Source organism: Nocardia asteroides (assembly GCA_019930625.1).
Lineage (GTDB): Bacteria > Actinomycetota > Actinomycetes > Mycobacteriales > Mycobacteriaceae > Nocardia > Nocardia sputi.
This window is the reverse complement of the sequence record CP082844.1, coordinates 6,606,767-6,627,649: the sequence shown is the minus strand read 5'-3', so window position 1 is coordinate 6,627,649 and position 20,883 is coordinate 6,606,767. Positions and strand designations below refer to the sequence as shown.

Below are 20,883 nucleotides of genomic sequence, written 5' to 3'. Positions count from 1 at the left end.
TCGGCGGCTCTCGCCGCCCGTCATCGGTCCGACTGGGTCGACTGGCTCATGCTGTGGGCGCGGGGGTCCGCGGCAGGCTGCGCGTCGTTGCGCGCATGCCGGATCGGCAGCAGGAGCCGCCGCCTGCGAGGCTGCATATTGATGCGCGTGATGTCGCCGTTGTAATGGGCGAAGACGCGGTGATCCATGACCGCGCGCCACAGCGGGGGAATCATGGCGAGCACGACCATCGTGGCGTAACCGGCGGGCAGCTGGGGGGCCTGTTCGGAGCTGCGCAGGGTCTGGTAGCGGCGGCCGGGGTTGGCGTGATGGTCGCTGTGGCGCTGGAGGTGGAACAGGAAGATGTTCGTCACCAGACGGTCGCTGTTCCAGCTGTCGCGCGGTGAGCAGCGTGCGTAGCGGCCGTCGGGGCGGCGGGCGCGCAGCAATCCATAGTGTTCGACGTAGTTCACGGTTTCCAGCAGACCTGCGCCGATGAGTGCTTGCAGGGCGAGGTAGGGGATGATGGCGGGGCCGAAGGCCGCGATCAAGCCGATGAACAACGCCGCGCTCATCGCCCAGGCTTGCAGAAGATGATTGGTGGGGCTGAACCAGCGTTTGCCGTTGCGGGCCAGGCGCTGACGCTCGAGCTCGAGGGCGGAACGGAATCCGCCCACGATGGTGCGCGGCATGAATTGCCACAGTGATTCCCCGAAGCGGGCGCTGGCGGGGTCGTCGGGTGTGGCGACGCGAACGTGGTGGCCGCGGTTGTGCTCGACGAAGAAGTGGCCGTACCCGGACTGGGCGAGCGCGATCTTGGCCAGCCAGCGTTCGAGGCGTTCGGCGCGATGCCCGAGTTCGTGCGCGGCGTTGATGCCGATACCGGAGACGAAGCCGAGAGTCACGGCCAAGCCCAGTTTGTCGGCCAGGCTCAACTCGTGGCTGCTCCACAGATATCCGGCGATGAGCAGGCCGATGAATTGCATCGGCAGGAACATAAAGGTGCACCACCGGTAATAGCGGTCGTTGGACAGCGCCTCGTAATCCTCGTCGCGAGGATTGCTTCCGTCGTCGCCGACCGCCCAATCCAACAGTGGAATCACAACCAGCACGATGATGGGGCCGATCCACCAGAACACCTCCAACCCGGTGAGCAACACCAGTTGGGAGGGAAGCAAGGCGCAACCCGGGGCGATCAAACCCAGAAGCCACAGGTATCGCTTGGGATCACGGGCTTTCGTGTGCTCGAAGATCGTCATAGTCATCTCGCCGATCCATCAGGAGGACACTCAACCGACAGTTCTGACTGCGGACAACGCGGACTTTTTGCACGCTCATCCAGGATAACTGGAAGTTCGCTGGATGGCGGAAAACTATCGAAAGCGCCCTCTGAGCGGGCAGTGTCCGACTCACGATCATTCGGTGCGGCGAGGTCGGCCGCGACCTGCCGGGGGTAGCGGCCTCGTGCGACCGGTGTCTGGTTCGGTGCCCGGTGACCGGATTCGGCGAGCTCGGTCGTCGTCGGCCGGTCGTCGTCGGTGGCATAGTCGAGGTGAATATTTCGACAGTAAGGCATCGACTTCCGGTCTTCCTGCAGTCGGCGATGCGGTGTCGGACACGGATGGATCCGCGCCGGATCTCCGAGTATCACCGGTGTGCGCACCTGAGCGGCTCAGGTCGGCGGGGGTGAGCCAACTCCGACATGCGACCCTTTCTGTGCCGATCTCGACCAGTCACGCGATACCTCAAACAGCAAATTTCCTGCAATCAGTCCACCGGCTCTGCAGCTGGGACGCCTCGGGCTGGACCTTCTGGCGGAACTCGCCTGCCGTGCGGGGATCTGTGACGACCCTGGCAGGCAGGTCGGCCGCGGCTCGGTCGTGAAACCGAACCGCGGCCGACCATTGTGCATGGAGATCGCGGCGCTACGAGCCGATGCTGCGCGATTGCGCGCGGCGCTGCGCCGAGTCTCCGATCGAGATACCGAAGGTATCCGAGTCGGGCGTGTTTTCGCAAATCAGGGCAGGGCCCCGCAGTTGGTCGGTGCGGGCTGTCCGGCGAGCCGCTCGGTGATCCACTGCTGCGATCCGACCAGCGAGGGGAAGAACGCCAGCACGTGGGTGGCCCGCAACCCGGTGATGACACTGGGCAGCTCGACGTTCGCGTTCAACTGCACCGGCACGCCGCTGGCGCACCACCCCGCGGCCATCTCGCGAACGGGCACATAAGGCGCACCCTCGTCGCTCGGGCTCGAGGAGATGAGGACGGGAACCTGCGGGGTGAGCGTGCCGACTCGCTGCTGGCTGAACGCCGACTTCAACACCGGGGACTGATCGATCACCGCGGTGAGCGGTTGCCCGCTGGTGGTCCACTGCGACGTGTTCGGGAACTGCTGTGCCAGTCCCAGCGGTACGGCGCACTTCTCCATGGACTCCCGCAGGATCGCTTTGCCGGTGTCGTTGAGTTCGGACTCGAGCACCGGGCGGGTTTCGGGATAGTTGGCCGCGATGCCGTTGAGGATCCACGCGAAAGCCGGTCCGAGTGGAGCTCGGCCATCGTTGAACCCGATGAAGTACTGGTCGTCCACCACCGGCCCGCCGATGTAAGCGCCCTGTACGTTCAGCTCAGGGGCATAAGCAGGTTGCAACTCGGCCGCGCCCGCGGACGCCATGCCGCCCTGGGAGTACCCGTACAGAATGACCGGCGAGCCGGGGTTGAGGCTGGTGCCCGGCAATTGCAGCGCCGCACGCGCGGAGTCGAGCAGGGCGTAGGCCTGAGCTTTACGGTTGAGGTAGTCGTGCACCGCGGGCGTTCCCAGCCCGTGGTAATCGGTCACCATCACCGCTATGCCGCGGGCCAGCAGCGTGTACAGCGCCAGTACGTCGTATTCCACGATGACGTCGAACGGAGGCTGGTATTGGATGAATTGCGCGAGCAGTTTCGAAGGCGCGCATTGGTCGCCCTGCCCCTTCGTGCCGACCGCGTACGCGATCAGCGGGCGCTCACCGGGGCCGGTCCACGGCGCTGCCGGCTCCAGATATGTACCGACCACCGTCGTCCTGGCGTCGTGGGTATCGCTGCTGACGTACATGATGCGGGTCGACGAAGCCGGGATCGATCCGCCGATTCCCGGGACGGAAATCGCCAGCCGTGACGCTTCGGTCCGGATGATGGAGCCCGGCGCGCCCCCGGGCGATGCCGGTGGAATGTAGAACTCGTCGCCCGCCACCGCTTCCGCGGCTGGTTCCGCCCACACGTGTGGGGCCGAGACCGCCCCGCTCCCGGCCACGATGAGGGTTCCCGTCAGGGCTGTGGCCAATCTGAGTATTCGACTCCTCACGATGCGATCCTTCCTGCGATTGGGATACCCATGGCATCTAGAATCGGATACTGAGAGTATCTGTAAGGGGTATGGATTGTCTGGGAATATCGATGAGTGTCGGCCGCTGCGGGGGACAGGGCGTTCGCGGCCGACTCGAGCGCAGAGCCAGGCGCGTACGCGCAACGAATTGATGGCCACCGCAAAACGGCTTTTTCTGCGGGACGGGTATCAGGCGACGACTCTGGACAAGGTCGCGAAGGCCGCCGGTTTCACCAAAGGGGCGGTGTATTCGAACTTCCGCACCAAAGACGACCTGTGCCTGGCGGTGCTCGACGAAATTCACGCCGAGCGAGCGGCGGAGGTCGCCGAAATCATCGCGGCGCCTACGGCGACCGACCGTCTGAAACGGATGACGGAATGGGCCGAACGGGTTGTCGGTGATCCGAACTGGACGCAACTGGAGCTGGAGTTCAGTGTCCATGCTCGGCGCGATGACCACCTCCGCGACGAACTCGCGACCCGGCTCGACAATATCGTCGGCATGGTCGGCGCGGCCCTGGGAACCCCGGACGACCTCGAAATCCAGCGATCGCGGGCCGAGGCCGCGGTCGCGGTGCTGGCGCTCGGTGTCGGGCTGGGCCTGTTCCGGTCGATCGATCCCGGCATCCCGGTGACGGGGATGATCTCGGCGCTGCGCGCGATCGCGGGGTTGACCCGCAACGGCTGAAGTGCTCGGTGGGCATGTGTTCCGGTCGTACGCGCGCCGATGCCGGAAGGGCTCCGGGGTATTGCGTTCGCCGCATCGGAGCCTAATATAAGTCAAGGCTTATCAAGGAGGATGCCATGCCACTGCTGACCGATCCCGCCGCCATCGCCGGGCTCGTGACCCGTGAGGTCCGCACCGGATCTCGCGACGGCACGCCGACCAGGATCGCTGTCGCCCGGCGCACGTATCCGACCGATCAGGCGGATCTCTGGGACGCCCTCACCGACATCGAGCGGATCCCACGCTGGTTCCTGCCCGTCAGCGGTGACCTGCGGGTCGGCGGCCGCTATCAGCTCGAGGGCAATGCCAACGGTGTCGTCGAACAGTGCGATGCGCCGAGGCGGTTCGCCGTGACATGGGAGATGGGGCCGCAGATCTCCTGGCTGACGGTGGATCTCACGCCTTCCGGAGACGGCACCGAGTTGGAGTTGGTACACGAGGCTCCGGTCGATCCCGAGTTCTGGTCGCAGTACGGACCGGGTGCTGTAGGCGTCGGGTGGGATCTCGGCCTGATGGGACTGGGGCTGCACTTGTCGAGCGGAGTTCCGGTGGACCAGGCCGAGGCCATGGCGTTTCCGACGACGCCCGAGGGAGCGGCCTTCATCCGCACGGCGGCTCTCGGCTGGGCAGAGGCCGCAGTGGGCGGCGGTGACGACCCGGCTGCCGCGAACGCGGCGGCGCTGCGAACCGTCGCGTTCTATACCGGCGCCTCGGAAGGCGGCTCTCAGGTTTGATGGACAGGTCTCCGGCGAAGATCTTCGAGGCACTGGGTGACCCGGTTCGCCGGTTCATCCTCGAAGTGGTGGCGGCGGGCGAGCAGCCCGCGGGTGCGCTGGTCGCGGCCGTGCGAGAGCACACGCCGATTTCCCAGCCCGGCGTCTCACAACATCTCAAGGTGCTGCGCGATGCCGGGCTGGTGCACGTCCGCGCCGAGGGCACTCGACGGCTGTACACCCTCGACCCCGCGGGCGTCGACGCCGCCCGGGCCTGGCTGACCGGGCTGACGGACCCGCTACATCGGTTCGCCCAACCGCTCGACGCTCTCGCGACGGAGATCGCTCGCGGAAAACGAGCACGCCGCGGCGCCGAGCCCGATCGAACCGGCACAGCGGATGCCGACGGACAAGCCCGTTACGGGTGACCGCACGCAACGACTCCGTCAGCAGCGGCCGAACACGACGGCCGCGTTGTGGCCACCGAAACCGTACGAGTTGTTCAGCGCGTACTCGATCTTCTGAGTCCGGGCGCTGCCGTGGACGATATCGAGATCGATCTCGGGATCTTGATTGTCGAGATTCAACGTGGGCGGCACCACGCCGTCCCGCACGCTGAGCACGGTCAGGGCGGCTTCCACCGCGCCCACCGCGCCCACCGAGTGGCCCAGAGCGGATTTGGGCGCGTAGACCGATGCGTGGTCGCCCACCGCCTCTCGGATTCCCCTGGCCTCCGCTAGGTCGCCGAAGGGAGTGGCTGTCGCATGGGCGTTGACGTGATCGATGTCGGAAGCGCTCACCCCCGCCGTTTCGAGCGCACGACGCATGGCTCGAATGTTTCCCGCGCCGTCCGGGTGCGGGAGAACCATGTGGTACCCGTCGGCGGTGAGGCCCGCGCCCATCAGGCGAGCCAGCGGTTTCGCCCCCCGAGCCCGTGCGTGGTCCTCCGACTCCAGCACGAACAGGGCCGCGGCCTCGCCGAAGACGAAACCGTCTCGGTCCCGATCGAACGGGCGTGACGCGCGCTCGGGTTCATCGATCCGTGTGCTCAGCGCCCGCATCATCGAGAACCCGGCCACCGCGAGCGGATTGATCCGGCCCTCCACGCCCCCCGCCACGACGATGTCGGCTTCGCCCAGGATGATCGAACGCCACGCGTGCACCAGCGCCTCGCATCCGGAAGCACACGCGGAGACGGGCGTGATCACGCTGGCTCGCGCGCCGAGTTCCAGCCCGACCACCGCCGCGGCGCCATTGGGCATGGCCATGGGCACCGCGAACGGGGACACTTTGCGGTAGCCCGCCTCTCGCATCTGGTCGTTGGACTCGATGATCGTGTCGGCGCCACCGAGGCCGGTGCCGATGCAGACGCCCAGTCGATCGAGATCGACTTCCGGCCGGCCCGCGGTGTCCCAGATCCGGTTGCCCATGACGTAGGCGATCTGCTGGACATACGACATGCGTCGCTTCTGGACGCGGCTGAGTTCGTCGGTCGGATCCAGTTTGAACTGGCCGCCGATGTCGACGGGAACCTTGAAGCGCTCGAAGTCGGGGTCTTGTACCTTGGCGATCCCGGTTTCGCCGGCGAGGAGTCCTTTCCAGGTGGCGTCGGTGTCGGCGCCGACAGCGGTCGACATCTCGATAGCAGTCACGACCACACCCCGGAATCCTCCGTTGCTGGTAGAGAAGTCCGCCAAATCGGACATCAAACCCCTTCTTTCGGCTCGTCGGCTCAGATGCTCCAGCGAGGCTATGCGCGTGCCGGAACCGCGGGGTAGTAGCCCGAGTGCCGATCACCGCTACGATCGGGCCATGCAACCGGATGGGGGAACGCGTCGTGTGACGGTCGTCATTCCCGACGAAGTAGTGGTTCTGGACGCCGCGATTCCGATCGACGTGTTCGGTTCCGACCCCCACTATCGCCTCGAAGTGTGCGCGGCATCGCCGACCGTGCCGACCTCGATTCCTGGGCTGTCGTGTGTGGCGACGGCCGGGCTGGAGGCTCTCCGCCATGCCGATACGGTGATAATGCCCGGCTATTCCACCTACGAGCAGCCACTGCCGGACCCCGTGATCCGATCGCTTCGCGACGCCCACGCACGGGGTGCGCGAATGTTGTCGATCTGTACCGGCACTTTCGCGCTCGCCGCGGCGGGCCTGCTGGCCGGCCGGCCCGCTACGACGCACTGGCGCGCCGCGCCGTTGCTTCAGCGCCGATACCCCGACATCGACGTTCATTCCGATCGATTGTTCGTCGATGATGGCGACGTGATGACCTCCGCGGGGGTCACCAGCGGAATCGATCTCTGCCTGCACGTGGTGCGCAAGGACGTCGGCGCGGCGGCCGCGAACGAACGTGCCCGCGACCTGGTGGCGCCGCCGGTCCGTGAGGGCGGCCAAGCGCAGTACACCCGGCAGTTCTCGCCGCAGACCTCCTCCGGCGTGCTCGCCGAGACACGCGCGTGGATTCTCGCGAACCTCGATCGCAGGCATTCGATCGAGGACCTCGCCAGGCGTTCCAATCTCTCGCGCCGTAGCTTCATCCGGCGCTTTCGCGAAGAAACCGGAACCTCCACGCATGTGTGGATCACCAGCGCGCGCCTGAATCAGGCTCGAGAGCTGCTCGAGACCACCGGCCTCCCGGTCGATCAGATCGGCTACCGCGTCGGCCTCGGCAACCCTGCCAACACCCGGGCGGTGTTCAAACGTCATCTGGGCGTCAGCCCCGGCCAGTACCGGCGCATGTTCACGGTCGGGAACTGAACGGCGCGCCTCCGGGAACTGCTCGGCCGGGGGCTCGGGCCCTAGCCGGGAAGCCGTTGCGCGGGATAATCGCGCAGTCGTGGGTCGGTGTCGCCGACGACGACCGGATGACCCACCAGCTCGAACATCGCGACATCGGAATGATGATCGCCGAAGGCCATGCACGCCTTGGGATCGATGGCCGCTTGTTCGGCATACCGCAGCAGGGCGGCGGACTTGTCGGTACCGACCATCGTCGCGAGGACGTCGCCGGTGTACTTTCCGGCGGCCGTCTCCATCTTCGTGCACAGAACCGTTGCCGCGCCAACGGCTTCGGCGATCGGTTCCAGCGCCGGGGCGATCGAGCCGGAGACCAGCACGATGCGACTGCCGGTGCGGGAGAGCTCGTCCAGTCGTCGCCGCACGGCGGCATTGAAGAAAGCCGGGTCCGCGGAACTGGAGGCGAACCAGTCTCTTCCGGTACGCCGCAGGTCGGCGGTGTCACGGCCGGCCCAGTGCCGATAGAACCACCGATGTGATTCGCCGCGGCTCATGCCTGCCGCACGAAGCGTCCGGAACTCTCGAAGCACGGCGTCGGCTTCGGCGCCGTGCCCCCGGCGCCGCGCGTCGAAGACGAACAGGGACAGGAAGGTTACGCTCCGGACCAGCGTTTCATCGACGTCGACGAAAACAGCTGGGACAGCGACCTTTCGATCGATCAGCTCCGGCGCGGGGAAGGATCCCGGGTCCGGCTCTCTGGGCGGCGTCATGCTCGAGCCTCGGTCTGCGCGGCGGCGTCGACCTCCTGTTCCGGCTCTTTTGTAGCCGACGGTGGGTCACCGTGCCGCACCGCGCGGGTGACGCCGCAGATTCTCAGCAACGGTGCCGTCATCGCGGTGGTGACCAAGGCCATGATGACCAGCAGCGAGTACAACTGCTGGCCGATGACGCCGATCGTCAGTCCGATGTTCAGGATCACCAGCTCCGTCAGCCCCCGGGTGTTCATCAGCGCGGCGAGGGCCGCGGACTCCACCCGGTCGATTCCGCCGCAGCGGGCCGCCACGTAGGTGCCGCCCAGCTTGCCAACGAGGGCGGCGAACATGATCGCGACGAACTCGACGACGCCCGCGCGGTCGAGCGCGCCGAGATCCACTTGCAGGCCGGCGACCACGAAGAAAGCAGGCAGGAAGATACTGCTCAGCAGTCGGGCGCCGTCCTCGACGGCCGTGCGCAGCGGCCGGGGGAAGACCACACCGAACAGGAACGCGCCGAAGATCAGGTGCAGGCCCAGCCACTCGGTGGTGGCTCCCAATAGCAGAGCGCCCGCGACGCCGATGAATACCATGTTGCCGGTGTTCTTCTCGGACCCGCTGCGGGCGATACGGCACAGCGCCGGACGCACCGCCCACCACAACACCATGACCAGCGGGATGAACAGTAGTATCCGCCACTGGTGATCGAGGTCGGGCTGCGCGATACCGATGACTACCGCCAGAACGCACCAGGCGAGTACGTCGTCGAATGCGGCGCTGGTCATCGCCGACTGGCCCAGGCGGGTGCCCAGCAGCCCGCGGTCGTGCAGGATGCGGGCCAGCACCGGAAACGCCGTCACGGCCAACGCGCACCCGATGAAGAGGGCGAATGTCAGCCGATTTCCTTCACCGTGCCGTGCCAGCGCCCAGATCGCGATCGCGGAACCGAGCGCGAAGGGAACGACGTAGGCCGAAACCGCCACAGCGGTGACCGACCGCCTGCGACCGGCGAGCGACCGGAGATCCATCTCGAGGCCTGCCGAGAACATGAAGATCATCACGCCGACATTGGCGAAAGCCGTGAGATACGACCGGATGTCGTGCGGAAACACCGCTGCGGACAGCTCCGCGCCGAGGATCGTCGGCCCCGCGAGTATTCCTGCCACGATCTCGCCGATAACCGGGGGTTGGCCGCATTTCTCGGCCAGCCATCCCAGCAGCCGGGCCGCGGCCACGATGAGTACGAGGTCCAGCAATAACAAGATCATTTGGTTGCTCGGCAACGCCTCGACTCCGTTCGGCATTGAGGAGATCGCGAGGTCGGATTCGACCCTCGCAGGCGGTCTGTCCGTACGTCGAACCGCGGTGCGGAAACCCCCGAAAGACGGACTACCTGCATCGAGACGATATCGCAACCGCGCGGCGAATGAGGGGGGAGAGTGACCTACGCCACGTTCGGTACGGGGTCCGGAGCGTGTGGCGCAAAGGAGTGCATGTCTGTCGCGAATCGGACTGGCTGGTCGCTCTTTTGGTTGTGAATACTTCGATCTATGGCTGGAGCCAGTCGGAGGGCGCAGCTGAGGGGAGTCGACGTTGTTCGAAGGTAAGACGGTACTCGTAACCGGTGCGGCAACCATAATCGGCGCGGAGGTCGCTCGGGTCTTCGCCGGGTATTCCGCGAATGTTGTGCTGGGAGACATCGATGCGGACGGCGGGAAGGGGACGGCCGCCGGTATCGGCGATCGCGCCGTCTTCGTGCCGATCGATCTCCGCAGCGATTCGTCCATCAGGTCGTTCGTCGCGACCGCGGTCGACCGGCACGGCCGGATAGACGCTCTGGTCAACATCGCCTGCGTCTACGGCGACGACGGCTCCACCGCGGACATACGGGCACAGTGGCTGGAGGTGCTGAACACCAATGTCGTCGGTACGGCGATGTTGTGCGGACAGGCGCGATCCGCTCTGCGAGACGCGGGAGGGTCCATCGTCAACTTCACCTCGCCCAGTGGACGGATCGCGCAGGCCGGGCGAGTGCAATACCCGGTGAGCAAGGCCGGGTTGCTGCAACTGACCCGAAGTCTCGCGCTGGAATACGCCGGTGACGGGATCCGCGTCAACAGTGTCTCGCCGGGCTGGACCTGGTCGCGTGTGATGGATGAGATCACCGAAGGGGACCGGGCGCGGACCGACGCGGTGGCCTCCCGATTCCACATGCTGGGCAGGGCGGCCGATGCCCGGGAAATCGGTGAGGTGGCCGCCTTTCTCGCTTCGTCCAGGGCGAGCTTCGTGACCGGCGCCGAGTGGACCGTGGACGGCGGCTACTCCGCGCTGGGACCCGAGCAGACCACCTCGGCGATCGAGCTGCTCCTGCGCGATCGGTCCGAATCGCACGAAACCTCTCTGGCATAGGAAATCGAACGATGACTGCAGCAACAATTTCGGCGACCTCCCTGCTGGAGGCGGTACGTTCCCTGGCGCCCGATTTGGCGGCACGCCGCAGCGAGATCGATGCCGAGCGCAAGCTTCCGGTGGACATCGTGGAGCGACTCCGCGAGATCGGCGTCTACCGAATGGGTTTCAGCTCGGAGATCGGCGGTCCCGGCTTGACCTCCCTCGAGCAACTGGAAGTGGTCGAGGCCCTGTCGTACGGCGACACGGCGACCGGGTGGTGTGCCATGATCGGCGCCGCCACCGGCATCTACGCGGGATATCTCGACGAGCAGGCGATCGCGGAGCTCATGCCGAGCCAGGACCTGATCACGGCGGGTCTGATCTTCCCGGCCGGCCGTGCCGAGCGCACCCCCGGTGGTTATCGACTGACCGGACGATGGAAGTTCGGCAGCGCGATCACGCATGCCGACCTGGTCATCGGCGGGGCATTCGTGACATCGGGAGGAATCCCGGAGGCGACCGCGGACGGCAGGCCGGTCGTCCGGCTCTTCTTCATGCGCCGCGATCAGGTCACCGTGTTCGACACCTGGGACACCACAGGTCTTCGTGGCAGCGGAAGCAACGACTACGCGGTCGAGGACCTCTTCGTCCCCGAGCATCATTCCTTCGCGTTCGGCGAAAGGAAGAGCTGTAGCGGGAAGCTGGCCGAGCCCGAAGCGCTGGCCCGGATCATGCCCGGCGTACCGCTGGGTACGGCGCGCGCGGCGTTGGACTACGTCCGCGGACTCGCGGACGGCAAGACAGTGCCTGCGGCCGGGCAGAAATGGGCGGACAACTACCGTGCGCAGTACCTGCTGGGCGAGTGCGAGATGGAGTACATCGTCGCGCGCGGCGCCGTCGTCAACACGGTGGAGGCACTGTGGGACGCTCTGGAGGGCAACCGTTTCGCGGAATTGCCACCGGACACGAGGATCGCGACCGCGCTGGCCAGGACCCATGCTTTCCGCGCCGCGCTGCGGATCGTCTCCCGCCTGTGCGAGCTGGTGGGTACGGATTCGATCTACCGGCCGGATCCGCTGGATATCTGGCTGCGCGACATGAACACGATGGCGCGGCACATCATCGCGCACGACCAGGTGATCCAGTCCACCGGAGCCTTCCTGATGGGCGGCAGGCCGGAGTTCCCGTTCGTCGTAGGGCTGGGCTGATCCGATGGAAGTCGACAAGCGCAAACGGCTGCCGTCCCTGACCGGACTGCGGTTCTTCGCGGCGCTCTCGGTGTTCGTTTTCCACGTGATGCTGCCGAACTCGCCGATACCTCCCTACAAGCCGGTCAATCTTTTCGCCGATCCGGACGTCGCGTACGACGCGGCGTGGGCTGTAGGGAAGTTGGGATTCCTCGGGGTGTCCTTCTTCTTCATTTTGAGCGGCTTCGTCCTGACCTGGTCGTGGAAACCGGGATCGAGCAAATTGCAGTTCATCCGGCGACGAGTGGTCAAGATATTCCCCAACCACCTCACGCTCTGGGTGGCGTCGATGGTTCTTTTCGCCGCGGCTATCACGCCATGGAAAGCTTGGTTGCCGAATCTCTTCCTCCTCCATGCGTGGTTCCCACAGAACTACATCAATGCAGGAGTCAACACGCCGTCGTGGACGTTGTCCTGTGAGCTGCTGTTCTATATTCTGTTTCCATTCGTGATACCGGCGGTGCTGCGAATCGACAGGAAGTATCTGTGGCACGGAGCCGCCGCCATGGTGGCGGGCATTGCCGTGATCGTCCTCTTGACGGCCTTCGTCGTCCCCGGCTCCGAGAAATCCGAACTCACGCCGATTCCCGTTCTGCAGCTGTGGTTCGGTTACCTCTTTCCTCCGTCGCGTCTGTTCGAATTCTTCCTCGGTGTGTTCGTGGCGCGCATCGTGATGGAAGGGCGATGGATACGGATTCCGCTCTGGGCCGCGGTGGCCGCGGTCGGGGTGGGTTACGTGGTGGCGATGTACACGCCGTTCTACGTCGGCTTCGTCCTGGCGACCGCGGTTCCGCTCGCCCTGCTGATCGGATCGGCCGCCCAGTCCGACATCGAGGGGACGTCGCGGTTCCTGTCGAGCCGGCTCTCGGTCAAGCTCGGTGAGATCTCCTTCGCCTTCTATATCTGTCAGGGCGTCACTTTGTTCTATGTCCGCCGCCTCATGGATGCCGCCACGTTCAGTGTGCCGGTCGCCGTGCTGATAATCGTCCTTCTATTCTGTTTGAACATCCTCGCCGCTTGGATGTTGTTCACCTTCGTGGAAGCACCTGCTATGCGTCGGTTCGCTCGGCCGAGGCGAGCTCCCAGCGTCGAAGAAAGGGTGGTCGGTTAGACCTTCGGATCGCTCTCGAAATCAGCGGAAATTTTCCGGTCGGAGGCTCGTGGTGCGCCACGGGCCTCCGATTCACGTTTTATCGACGATGGGAACAATTCGGTTGCCTCGCCGCCGCCTCGGCGGTATCCTGGGATGTGTTCTGAGTCAGGGAACGAGTTCTGAATATGGGGGGTGCTCGATCAAATGAATTACGTGAATCGCATCTGGTTATGAACTTTTAGGGTTCGCATATACGGGGTTTCGAACGGATTCTCCTTCCTGATTTCGAATCCCGCTCAGGCATTCTGATCGCAGACAATTCACCGACGGTCCGGTCCGCGTGAATCGCGGAAATGCGCCGTGCGGTCCGGTTGTGTGCGCTCGCTGTGTCGTATGTTCGGAAGGTAGTAATGAATACGACTGTCGACAACGGGTCCGAGCGTCTCCACGAGCTCGGGCGACAACAGTCCTACTCCAGACACGACCATGACGCGGAATCGGTTGCCACCGAGATACTTCGCATGGTCTTCGCGCGCCGGCGAAGCGCCGAGCCGAAGTCGGTGTGTGAGCTGGCTCCGTGCGCGGAGTGTTTCGCACCGCACCTGCCCAAGGTGATCCGGTACATCGAGGCAGGTACGCCGGTCCATTTCGTCATTCCGGCGTTCCCGGCGAAGTCGCGTAACCGCCGCAAGACGCTCGGTCGTCTGCCCGACATGGCCGAGGCACTGGCGATCGAGTCGCTGCAGGGATTCTGTGACCAGATCTCGTCGGTCTACCGGCCGGGCGCGATCGTGACCATCTGTTCCGACGGCCATGTCTTCAGCGACACGCTCGGAATCCCGGACGTGCACGTCGATCACTACGGTACGGAGCTTCGCCGGATGATCCGGTCGACCGGCGGCGGCTCCATCGGCCTGTACGGATTGCGGGACGCGATGCCCGAGATGACCTGGGACGAACGCAGGCGGCGTCTGCTGGCGGAGTACTCGGACGGCATCGGCGCACTACGCGCAGCGGTGCGCACCGATCCTGCCGCACGGCGAATGTTCAACGGAATCCACCGTTTCATGGTCGAGGACAATGCCGTGCTGCTGCCCGACCTGTCCGCCACCCAACGGCGGAACCGGTCGAAGGAGACGGCGTACGAAGTGGTGCAGCGCAGCCAAGCGTGGAGCCGCCTGATGGCGGAGATCTTCACCGAGGCGGTGCGACTGTCGATTCATCCGCAGGCGAATCATTCCGAGAAGATCGGTTTCCATCTCCTGCGGACCCAGGACAGCTGGCTGACGCCGTGGCACGGCGTGGTGCTCGACGACGGAACCAGCCAGACGCTGGTCAAGCGGATGCATGCCGAGGAATTGGGCGCTCGCTTGGTATGGCGCAACAGTCGCCCCAGTCACTTCGTCCTCGGCAGGACGCCGCAAACCGATTCCTAGCGAGTGTAAGGAAGGTCATAAGGTCATGATGAAAAGTTCGAGCGAATTGCTGCTGGGAGGGCAGCGGCTTCGGCCGTTCGGCCGTCTCGTGGCGTCCGCGACGGAGGGGCAGACCCTCGCCGACGTGCCGATCGAGGAGCTGCTCGCAACGACGCTCAGCGAGAAAGTGGTCGTGCTGCGCGGATTCGGCCTGCTCGGCAAACCGGAACTGGAGAACTACTGCCGCGCGGCCGGCGAGATCCTTCAGTGGAACTTCGGGTCGATTCTCGATCTGGTGGTCCGGGACACTCCCGACAACTACCTTTTCGACCGGGACGATGTCCCGTTCCACTGGGACGGGGCGTTCGCCGAGCACGTACCGCGGTTCTTCCTCTTCCAGTGCGTGCGAGGAGAGGGCGCCGGCGGCGAGACCGTGTTCTGTGACAGCGTTCAGGTCTACCGGGAGGCGCCGGAAGATCTGAAGGAGCTCTGGGCTCGCACCACGATCACATACCGGACCGACAAACTTGCGCACTACGGTGGCTCGGCCGAATGGCCGCTGCTCGGAACGCATCCCGTCACGGGCGAGACGACGATCCGATACGCCGAGCCGCTGGATCCGGCGCGCTACGCCAATCCGCTGTTCTTGACCGTCGAGGGAATCTCGGCCGAGGACGGGGTGCGCGTCATGGAGGACCTGCGCGAGCGGCTGCACGACGCGCGCTACTGCTATGCCCACCAGTGGCGGACCGGCGACATCGTCGTGGTCGAGAACCACGCTCTGCTGCACGGCAGGAATGCGTTCACCGGATCGGTCTCGCGGCATCTTCAGCGCATTCAAATCATCTGAGCAATCAGCCATCGGAGAGGAACGTCAATGGCTCCACAAGTTTCCAGACCAGCAACCGAGTACGACGTCGTCATCATGGGCGGTGGTCCCGCGGGGTCCACTCTCGCCGCGATGTTGTGCCGCGAAACAGACCTGCGCGTGGCGATTTTCGACCGCGAGGTGTTCCCCCGCGAGCACATCGGGGAATCGGGAGCGCATCCACTGGTTCCCGTCCTGCAAGCCAGCGGCGCTCTCGAGAAGGTGCTCGCGAGCGAGTGCTGGATCCAGAAGTTCGGCGGTATCTACCAGTGGGACACCCAGCGGCCGTTCGTGGGCTTCTTCGAGCACTCGGACTACCTGGTCGACGGCGTGTACCGATGGTCGGTTCACGTCAATCGCGCCGAATTCGACACCGTTCTGCTCGATCACGCCGAATCCTGTGGTGCGCACGTCTTCCAGGGAGTGCGGATCGTGCGGTTCCTCCCCGGTGCGAAGGACGCCACGGTCGTCCTGGAAGACGGCACCGAGGTCAGGGCCGGGTATTTCGTCGACGCGTCCGGCCGGGCGAATCAGGTGGCCGCCCGCGGTTCGCAGCGGGACAAGCAATGGCTTTCGGAGTACCGCAATGTGGCCGTCTGGTCGCATTACCGCAACTGCGTGCCGGCGCAACGGGCTGCGGGTGACTGGAACGTCTTCCGGGCGGAGGATCTGTCGCCGATCTACGCGGTGGCCTTCGAGCACGGGTGGGTGTGGTACATCCCGACGCCTCGTCTGGTCGATGGCACTCGGGAAACCGTGTGGTCGATCGGTATCGTCACCAATCCGGAATCGATCGCCCGCGTGGATCTGCGTGACCCGGACATCTTCCTGAAGACCATCAAGTCGATCCCGGTACTGCAGGACCTGGTCGCGGACGCCGAACCGATTCGTCCCGAGATGCTGACGGCGACCAACTATTCCCGGATCAGCGAGTGCTTCGGCTCGTACTCGGATCGCTGGATGGCGGTCGGGGACGCGTCGTACTTCGTCGACCCCCTGTTCTCTTCCGGGATGTCCTTCGCCGTCACCCAAGCCTGGGCGGCCGCATTGGTCCTGCGGAAGACGTTCGACAAGGAGTTGGACGAGCAAGCCAAGCAAGACCTCTGGCGTGATTACGACGTCGAGTGGCGCGGGATGGCGGAGACATGGGCGCTGAGCATCGACCAGTGGTACCACGAGATCTCGCGTTCGCATCCCGACAGCCCGTACTGGAGCGCGCAAGGGCGGCGAGTGGAGGTCGACAACGCCACCGAAGGGACGTTCCAGGCGCTGCTGAACACCGCGCTGGTGCCCGACCTGCTGAACATCATGACGAAGGGGACCCGTGACCCGCGTGACCTCGCCACCGAAGGACCTTATCTGCGGGCTTTCACCGCCGCGGACGCGGTCGAACTGGCGCAGGGCGACATCGTGGCGCTGTCGGAAGACGCACGGATCCGCTCGGGCATGGGAGCCGACATACCGGGCTTCAAAGGCATGTCGCCGCCGTTCGAGATCCCCCAGGAGGCGCGTGACGGGCTGGCCGCGTACTGGCGAGACCTCCTCGCCAACGGTGACGCCGCGCCTTCGCCACTGGCCGACACCGTGCCGTGCCACCGGATCTATTCCGCGGCGGACCCCGAGATCGAGGTGCGGTGCCTGGAACGGGACGGCGGCAAGGAACTATGGGAAACGCTGACCCGAGGCCCCGCCCGGTGGTCGGAGCTGGCGCCACAGTTGACGGTGTTGCAGGGGCGGGCCTTGAAGCGCTTGATCCGAGCGGGGTTGGTGATTGCCGGGCCGGAAGCGGACCAGCAAGTCGTTTAGGTCGAGGACATGAGGTCATTGGCTGTTCTGGCCGTCGATGATGTGATTCCGTTCGATCTCTCGGTGCCCATCGAAATCTTCGGCCGTGCCCGACAGGAGGATGGCGAGCCCGCATACCGAGTCGAGGTATGCGGGGTGCGCTCCGACGTTCCGTCGAAGTTCTTCGGGATCTCATGCCTCGGTGACATCGAATTCCTCGAGGAGGAGGCCGGAACCGTCGTCGTCCCAGGAGCGATGAGTTACCGGGCGCAGCCATCGGAGCGATTGAGAAGGGCATTGATGCGTGCCCATGAGCGCGGCGCGAGGGTCGCATCGATCTGCTTGGGTGCGTTCACGCTCGCCTCGGTCGGCCTGCTCGATGGCAGGCGGGCAACGACGCATTGGATGGCCGCTACCGAATTGTCGAGGAGCTATCCGCGGGTCCGCGTGGACCCCACGGTGCTGTACGTGGACAACGGGAGCATCCTGACCTCGGCCGGCGCCGCGGCGGGACTGGATCTGTGCCTCCATATGGTTCGGCAGGATTACGGCACCGCTGTCGCGGCGGATACCGCCCGGCTCTCGGTGATGCCACTGACACGCGACGGGGGGCAAGCGCAGTTCATCGCGGAACGTCCGCGTTCGGAGGCGGACAGCAAGTCGATCAATCCCACATTGGAGTGGGCGGAGACGATGCTCGGTGAGAAGATCACCGTGCTCGATCTCGCGGAGCGAGCCGGAGTCAGCAAGCGCACGCTGATCCGGCGCTTCCACGAGCAGGTCCGGATGACGCCGAACGAGTGGCTCCAGACCGCCCGGGTGCGAAAGGCCCAGGTATTGCTCGAGACGACCATCCTCACGATGGAATGCATCACCGGCCAGACGGGTTTCTCTTCGGTGGCCGCCTTCCGGAAGGTCTTTCGCAAGACCGTGGGTGTGACGCCTCAGGCGTACCGGCGGGCCTTCCGCTGACCGATTGCGCGGCTCGTCCGCGCGCAGGCCGGCTCTCGCCGTGGATTCGCGTGGAGAATACGGATCCGCGGCGAGAATCCCCGTCGGCTGCTCGCGCCGTGGGCGGGTGTCCCCGACCGAGGTCCGGTCGCCGGGTGCAAGCGGCGTGACGGCCGAGCGAGTGTGCCGAGTCCGAACCTGCCGAAAGGCGAGTACCGCGCTACTCGGTATTTTCGTGGTGGCCGGAGCTAGGTTCACAGGTGCTCGGTCCCCATGGCGAAGGAGATCACGGTGCCCACAGCGAATTTCGGTACGAGAGAAGATCCCGGTTTCGAACTCGAGCAGAGCCCCGATCTGATCGTGGTGCGCACGCACAGCGGTCGCGGGATCCGGCGGAAATCGGGGTCGGTGCCCACACCGCTCAGTGGCGAACTCGATGACGCGACGCTGGTGCAGGCCTACCCGGAGGCCGGGGTGGAGGTATATCGGCTGCCCGCGGGGTCGAGGTCGGTGGAAGAACGCAAGCCGGTGCTCGAAGCCGCGCCGGAGGTGCGGTTCGCCGGGCACGTCCTGGTCGACCCCGGCACCGAGGAACCGGTGCTCTACACCGAGAACATCTTCGTGAAGTTCGTCGACGGCGTAGCGCACGAGCATTGTCTCGCCGTGCTGGACGCAGCGGATCTTACTGTGAAGCAGAGGGTTTCGTATGCGAGGAACGCCTACTTCACGGCAGCGCCGGAGGGCACCGGCCAGCGGGTCTTCGATATCGCCAACGCGCTGCTCGATCGCGACGATGTGGAGAATTGCCACCCGGAGTTGATCCGGCGCCGTTCAAGGAAGGCGATCTCTCCTCAGCAATGGCATTTGAAGAAGACCACCATCGACGGTGTCACGATCGACGCGCACGCGGCAGTGGAAGCCGCTCATGCCCACACCCGTGGGGCCGGGGTGACGATCGCCGTCATCGATGACGGTGTCGATATCGACCATCCCGAATTCGCGGGCGCCGGTAAGGTGGTCGCACCGCGGGACGTGACGTCGAAGACCAGCGATCCGCGTCCCAAGGACACCTTCGGCACCGGTCCCGACAACGGTGACAACCACGGCACCGCATGCGCGGGTGTGGCCTGCGCCAACGGCACGGGCGCAGCGTCGGGCGTGGCGCCGCAGGCCGCGCTGATGCCCATCCGGCTCGCCTCCGGACTCGGATCGCAGGCCGAGGCGGACGCCTTCGTGTGGGCCGCCGATCACGGCGCCGACGTCATCTCGTGCAGCTGGGGGCCGGCCGACGGGAAATGGTTCGAGCCGAACGATCCGGTGCACAACCGGGTGGTGCCGCTACCGGCGAGCACCAGGTTGGCGATCGAACACGCCGTCGGCGCCGGACGTGCGGGCAAGGGTTGTGTGGTGTTGTTCGCAGCGGGCAACGGCAACGAATCCGTCGACAACGACGGCTATGCCGGTTTCGCGAAAGTGATCGCGGTCGCGGCGTGCAACGACACCGGCAAACGCAGTGTGTACAGCGATTTCGGTAAAGCGGTGTGGTGCGCGTTCCCCAGCAGCGACTTCGGGCACCGGCCCTTCGGACATCCCGACCCCCGCACGCCGGGAATCTGGACGGTGGACCGGCACGGCGCCCGCGGCTACAACCCCGGCACGGCGGCGTCGGGGGATGCGGCGGGCGACTACACCAACGACTTCGGCGGCACCTCCAGCGCTTGCCCGGGCGCCGCCGGGGTGGTGGCCCTGATGCTGTCGGTGAATCCGGATCTGACGTGGACCGAGGTGAAAGACCTGTTGAAGGGCAGTTGCGACAAGATCGATCCGCAGGGCGGCGGCTACGACGCCGACGGGCACAGCGACAAGTACGGGTACGGCAGGGTGAACGCGCTCGCCGCAGTGCGGGCGGCCGAGCCCGCGATCCCTAGTCCCTTGCCGGTACGGTGACCCACCGAACGCCGCCCTTCGCAGGTGGCGGTGTACCACCGCGGGGTAGGGGAGACTGAGCAAGTGGCGGATGACAGTGTTCGGCTGATCGTCGTGGATGCCGCCAATGTCGTCGGTTCGCGGCCCGACGGTTGGTGGCGCGACCGGGCCGGCGCTGCTCGTCGCTTACTCGGGAAAGTGGCCATGCTGCCGGAGCGGATGACGAATCCCACCGAGGTGATCGTGGTGCTCGAGGGGGCGGCGAAGGCCGCGGTCGACCGGGCGACGGATCGGGACCTCGCCGGCTTGCGCGTGGTGCGGGCGGACGGTTCGGGCGATGACGCGATCGTCGGCGCGGTCGCCGCGGCGCGCGCGAACGACGGCAGCCGTCCCATCACGGTGGTGACGGCGGACCGGGAACTGCGCGAGCGCGTCGCGGCGCTGGGGGCGGAGGTGGTCGGTCCGACCTGGCTGTTGGACTACATCGAATCGTGACCCGGGCGACGGTCGGAAGCCCGGCGTTTCACCCATACGTCCAGTCCGGTTTGGGGCAGTCTGAGCGGTATGACCGCCTCCGACGCCGTGGGGATGCCATTGCTCTACCTGGTCGAGATCTCCGAACCAGGCTATTTCAACCGGCCGTGGTGGAAGATCGCGAGCACCGGCGAGCCGAGCCAGGTGCGCGCCGCGCTCACCGAACTGGCCGTCCGGGTCGAGCGCGACATCCAGCGCGCCGGGGGCGCGTGCCGGTGCTGGTACCGCTACGACGTGCGGTGGTGCGACGGCGCGATGCTGGAGTGTTTCCAGGGGGCGATCCGATCGGTGCTGATTCCGGGGGAACTGCGTTGCTTGGCCGTTGCCCTCACCTCCGCGACGACCGTGGACCTGCGCTCCGTGGAGCGGCCGCCACGCTGATTCGCCGTCGCGCGCGCA

The 20,883-nt window shown here is 65.7% G+C and carries 19 protein-coding genes; 14 read left to right on the top strand and 5 right to left on the bottom strand.

From position 1 onward, the window contains the following. Nucleotides 1-20 precede the first annotated feature (20 nt). Together K8O92_29940 and K8O92_29935 are read right to left on the bottom strand one after the other, a co-directional pair. Nucleotides 21-1,244, bottom strand: coding sequence for an alkane 1-monooxygenase (locus K8O92_29940; protein UAK31912.1), 1,224 nt, complete (start codon nucleotides 1,242-1,244; stop codon nucleotides 21-23). Between the two features lie 752 nt (nucleotides 1,245-1,996). Continuing rightward, nucleotides 1,997-3,319 (bottom strand): lipase family protein, encoded by a 1,323-nt coding sequence (locus tag K8O92_29935; GenBank protein UAK31911.1) that lies wholly within the window; start codon nucleotides 3,317-3,319, stop codon nucleotides 1,997-1,999. A gap of 1 nt (nucleotide 3,320) precedes the next feature. Here K8O92_29935 and K8O92_29930 point away from each other — a divergent pair, with 1 nt between their 5' ends. The 3 genes from K8O92_29930 to K8O92_29920 all read left to right on the top strand — a co-directional run bounded on the left by K8O92_29930 (nucleotide 3,321) and on the right by K8O92_29920 (nucleotide 5,208). Then, nucleotides 3,321-4,028, top strand: a complete 708-nt coding sequence (locus K8O92_29930) for a TetR/AcrR family transcriptional regulator (protein UAK31910.1) — start codon at nucleotides 3,321-3,323, stop codon at nucleotides 4,026-4,028. A 116-nt stretch (nucleotides 4,029-4,144) separates the two neighbouring features. Then, nucleotides 4,145-4,801: an SRPBCC family protein gene (locus K8O92_29925; GenBank protein ID UAK31909.1), complete on the top strand. Its 657-nt coding sequence runs from the start codon at nucleotides 4,145-4,147 to the stop codon at nucleotides 4,799-4,801. Further along, nucleotides 4,801-5,208 carry a metalloregulator ArsR/SmtB family transcription factor gene (locus K8O92_29920; protein UAK31908.1) on the top strand — a complete coding sequence of 136 codons (408 nt, stop codon included), beginning with the start codon at nucleotides 4,801-4,803 and terminating at the stop codon, nucleotides 5,206-5,208. Before K8O92_29925 ends, K8O92_29920 begins: the two co-directional genes overlap by 1 nt. A gap of 18 nt (nucleotides 5,209-5,226) precedes the next feature. Here K8O92_29920 and K8O92_29915 read toward each other — a convergent pair whose 3' ends face one another. After that, nucleotides 5,227-6,486, bottom strand: coding sequence for a beta-ketoacyl-ACP synthase II (locus K8O92_29915; protein ID UAK31907.1), 1,260 nt, complete (start codon nucleotides 6,484-6,486; stop codon nucleotides 5,227-5,229). Nucleotides 6,487-6,592: 106 nt separating this feature from the next. Here K8O92_29915 and K8O92_29910 point away from each other — a divergent pair, with 106 nt between their 5' ends. Continuing rightward, complete coding sequence (locus tag K8O92_29910; GenBank protein ID UAK31906.1) at nucleotides 6,593-7,543, top strand: helix-turn-helix domain-containing protein; 951 nt, start codon at nucleotides 6,593-6,595, stop codon at nucleotides 7,541-7,543. A 41-nt stretch (nucleotides 7,544-7,584) separates the two neighbouring features. On the opposite strand, the gene K8O92_29905 is transcribed toward K8O92_29910, so the two are convergent. Both K8O92_29905 and K8O92_29900 read right to left on the bottom strand, forming a co-directional pair. Next, the gene (locus K8O92_29905; protein ID UAK31905.1) at nucleotides 7,585-8,292 is read right to left on the bottom strand and encodes an HAD-IB family hydrolase; all 708 of its coding nucleotides are present in this window, start codon (nucleotides 8,290-8,292) and stop codon (nucleotides 7,585-7,587) included. Then, complete coding sequence (locus K8O92_29900; protein UAK31904.1) at nucleotides 8,289-9,578, bottom strand: cation:proton antiporter; 1,290 nt, start codon at nucleotides 9,576-9,578, stop codon at nucleotides 8,289-8,291. The genes K8O92_29905 and K8O92_29900 overlap by 4 nt, the downstream gene beginning before the upstream one ends. Before the next feature lie 289 nt (nucleotides 9,579-9,867). Between K8O92_29900 and K8O92_29895 the strand changes: the two genes are divergently transcribed. From K8O92_29895 to K8O92_29850, 10 genes are all read left to right on the top strand, one after another. Then, nucleotides 9,868-10,683, top strand: coding sequence for an SDR family oxidoreductase (locus K8O92_29895; protein UAK31903.1), 816 nt, complete (start codon nucleotides 9,868-9,870; stop codon nucleotides 10,681-10,683). Between the two features lie 11 nt (nucleotides 10,684-10,694). Beyond that, complete coding sequence (locus tag K8O92_29890) at nucleotides 10,695-11,873, top strand: acyl-CoA dehydrogenase family protein (protein UAK31902.1); 1,179 nt, start codon at nucleotides 10,695-10,697, stop codon at nucleotides 11,871-11,873. 4 nt (nucleotides 11,874-11,877) lie between these two features. Beyond that, entirely contained in the window at nucleotides 11,878-13,023 is a 1,146-nt protein-coding gene (locus K8O92_29885) for an acyltransferase (GenBank protein UAK31901.1), read from the top strand. Nucleotides 13,024-13,415: 392 nt separating this feature from the next. After that, entirely contained in the window at nucleotides 13,416-14,441 is a 1,026-nt protein-coding gene (locus K8O92_29880) for an isocyanide synthase family protein (protein UAK31900.1), read from the top strand. Between the two features lie 25 nt (nucleotides 14,442-14,466). Further along, nucleotides 14,467-15,270 (top strand): TauD/TfdA family dioxygenase, encoded by an 804-nt coding sequence (locus K8O92_29875; protein ID UAK31899.1) that lies wholly within the window; start codon nucleotides 14,467-14,469, stop codon nucleotides 15,268-15,270. Nucleotides 15,271-15,297: 27 nt separating this feature from the next. Beyond that, nucleotides 15,298-17,094, top strand: a complete 1,797-nt coding sequence (locus K8O92_29870) for a tryptophan 7-halogenase (GenBank protein ID UAK31898.1) — start codon at nucleotides 15,298-15,300, stop codon at nucleotides 17,092-17,094. A 9-nt stretch (nucleotides 17,095-17,103) separates the two neighbouring features. Beyond that, nucleotides 17,104-18,045 carry a helix-turn-helix domain-containing protein gene (locus tag K8O92_29865; protein UAK31897.1) on the top strand — a complete coding sequence of 314 codons (942 nt, stop codon included), beginning with the start codon at nucleotides 17,104-17,106 and terminating at the stop codon, nucleotides 18,043-18,045. A gap of 270 nt (nucleotides 18,046-18,315) precedes the next feature. Further along, nucleotides 18,316-19,971 (top strand): S8 family serine peptidase, encoded by a 1,656-nt coding sequence (locus K8O92_29860; protein ID UAK31896.1) that lies wholly within the window; start codon nucleotides 18,316-18,318, stop codon nucleotides 19,969-19,971. A gap of 63 nt (nucleotides 19,972-20,034) precedes the next feature. Further along, a complete protein-coding gene (locus K8O92_29855) occupies nucleotides 20,035-20,445 on the top strand; it encodes an NYN domain-containing protein (protein UAK31895.1) in 411 nt (136 codons plus the stop codon). Nucleotides 20,446-20,514: 69 nt separating this feature from the next. Next, entirely contained in the window at nucleotides 20,515-20,865 is a 351-nt protein-coding gene (locus K8O92_29850) for a hypothetical protein (GenBank protein ID UAK31894.1), read from the top strand. The last annotated feature ends 18 nt before the right edge of the window (nucleotides 20,866-20,883 follow it).

What these genes read in the sequence shown, in the direction of transcription:
- K8O92_29940 (UAK31912.1), bottom strand. Translation starts at nt 1,244, where the DNA reads ATGACTATGACGATCTTCGAGCACACGAAAGCCCGTGATCCCAAGCGA.
- K8O92_29930 (UAK31910.1), top strand. Translation starts at nt 3,321, where the DNA reads ATGCGATCCTTCCTGCGATTGGGATACCCATGGCATCTAGAATCGGAT.
- K8O92_29925 (UAK31909.1), top strand. Translation starts at nt 4,145, where the DNA reads ATGCCACTGCTGACCGATCCCGCCGCCATCGCCGGGCTCGTGACCCGT.
- K8O92_29920 (UAK31908.1), top strand. Translation starts at nt 4,801, where the DNA reads ATGGACAGGTCTCCGGCGAAGATCTTCGAGGCACTGGGTGACCCGGTT.
- K8O92_29915 (UAK31907.1), bottom strand. Translation starts at nt 6,486, where the DNA reads ATGTCCGATTTGGCGGACTTCTCTACCAGCAACGGAGGATTCCGGGGT.
- K8O92_29910 (UAK31906.1), top strand. Translation starts at nt 6,593, where the DNA reads ATGCAACCGGATGGGGGAACGCGTCGTGTGACGGTCGTCATTCCCGAC.
- K8O92_29905 (UAK31905.1), bottom strand. Translation starts at nt 8,292, where the DNA reads ATGACGCCGCCCAGAGAGCCGGACCCGGGATCCTTCCCCGCGCCGGAG.
- K8O92_29900 (UAK31904.1), bottom strand. Translation starts at nt 9,578, where the DNA reads ATGCCGAACGGAGTCGAGGCGTTGCCGAGCAACCAAATGATCTTGTTA.
- K8O92_29890 (UAK31902.1), top strand. Translation starts at nt 10,695, where the DNA reads ATGACTGCAGCAACAATTTCGGCGACCTCCCTGCTGGAGGCGGTACGT.
- K8O92_29885 (UAK31901.1), top strand. Translation starts at nt 11,878, where the DNA reads ATGGAAGTCGACAAGCGCAAACGGCTGCCGTCCCTGACCGGACTGCGG.
- K8O92_29880 (UAK31900.1), top strand. Translation starts at nt 13,416, where the DNA reads ATGAATACGACTGTCGACAACGGGTCCGAGCGTCTCCACGAGCTCGGG.
- K8O92_29875 (UAK31899.1), top strand. Translation starts at nt 14,467, where the DNA reads ATGATGAAAAGTTCGAGCGAATTGCTGCTGGGAGGGCAGCGGCTTCGG.
- K8O92_29870 (UAK31898.1), top strand. Translation starts at nt 15,298, where the DNA reads ATGGCTCCACAAGTTTCCAGACCAGCAACCGAGTACGACGTCGTCATC.
- K8O92_29865 (UAK31897.1), top strand. Translation starts at nt 17,104, where the DNA reads ATGAGGTCATTGGCTGTTCTGGCCGTCGATGATGTGATTCCGTTCGAT.
- K8O92_29850 (UAK31894.1), top strand. Translation starts at nt 20,515, where the DNA reads ATGACCGCCTCCGACGCCGTGGGGATGCCATTGCTCTACCTGGTCGAG.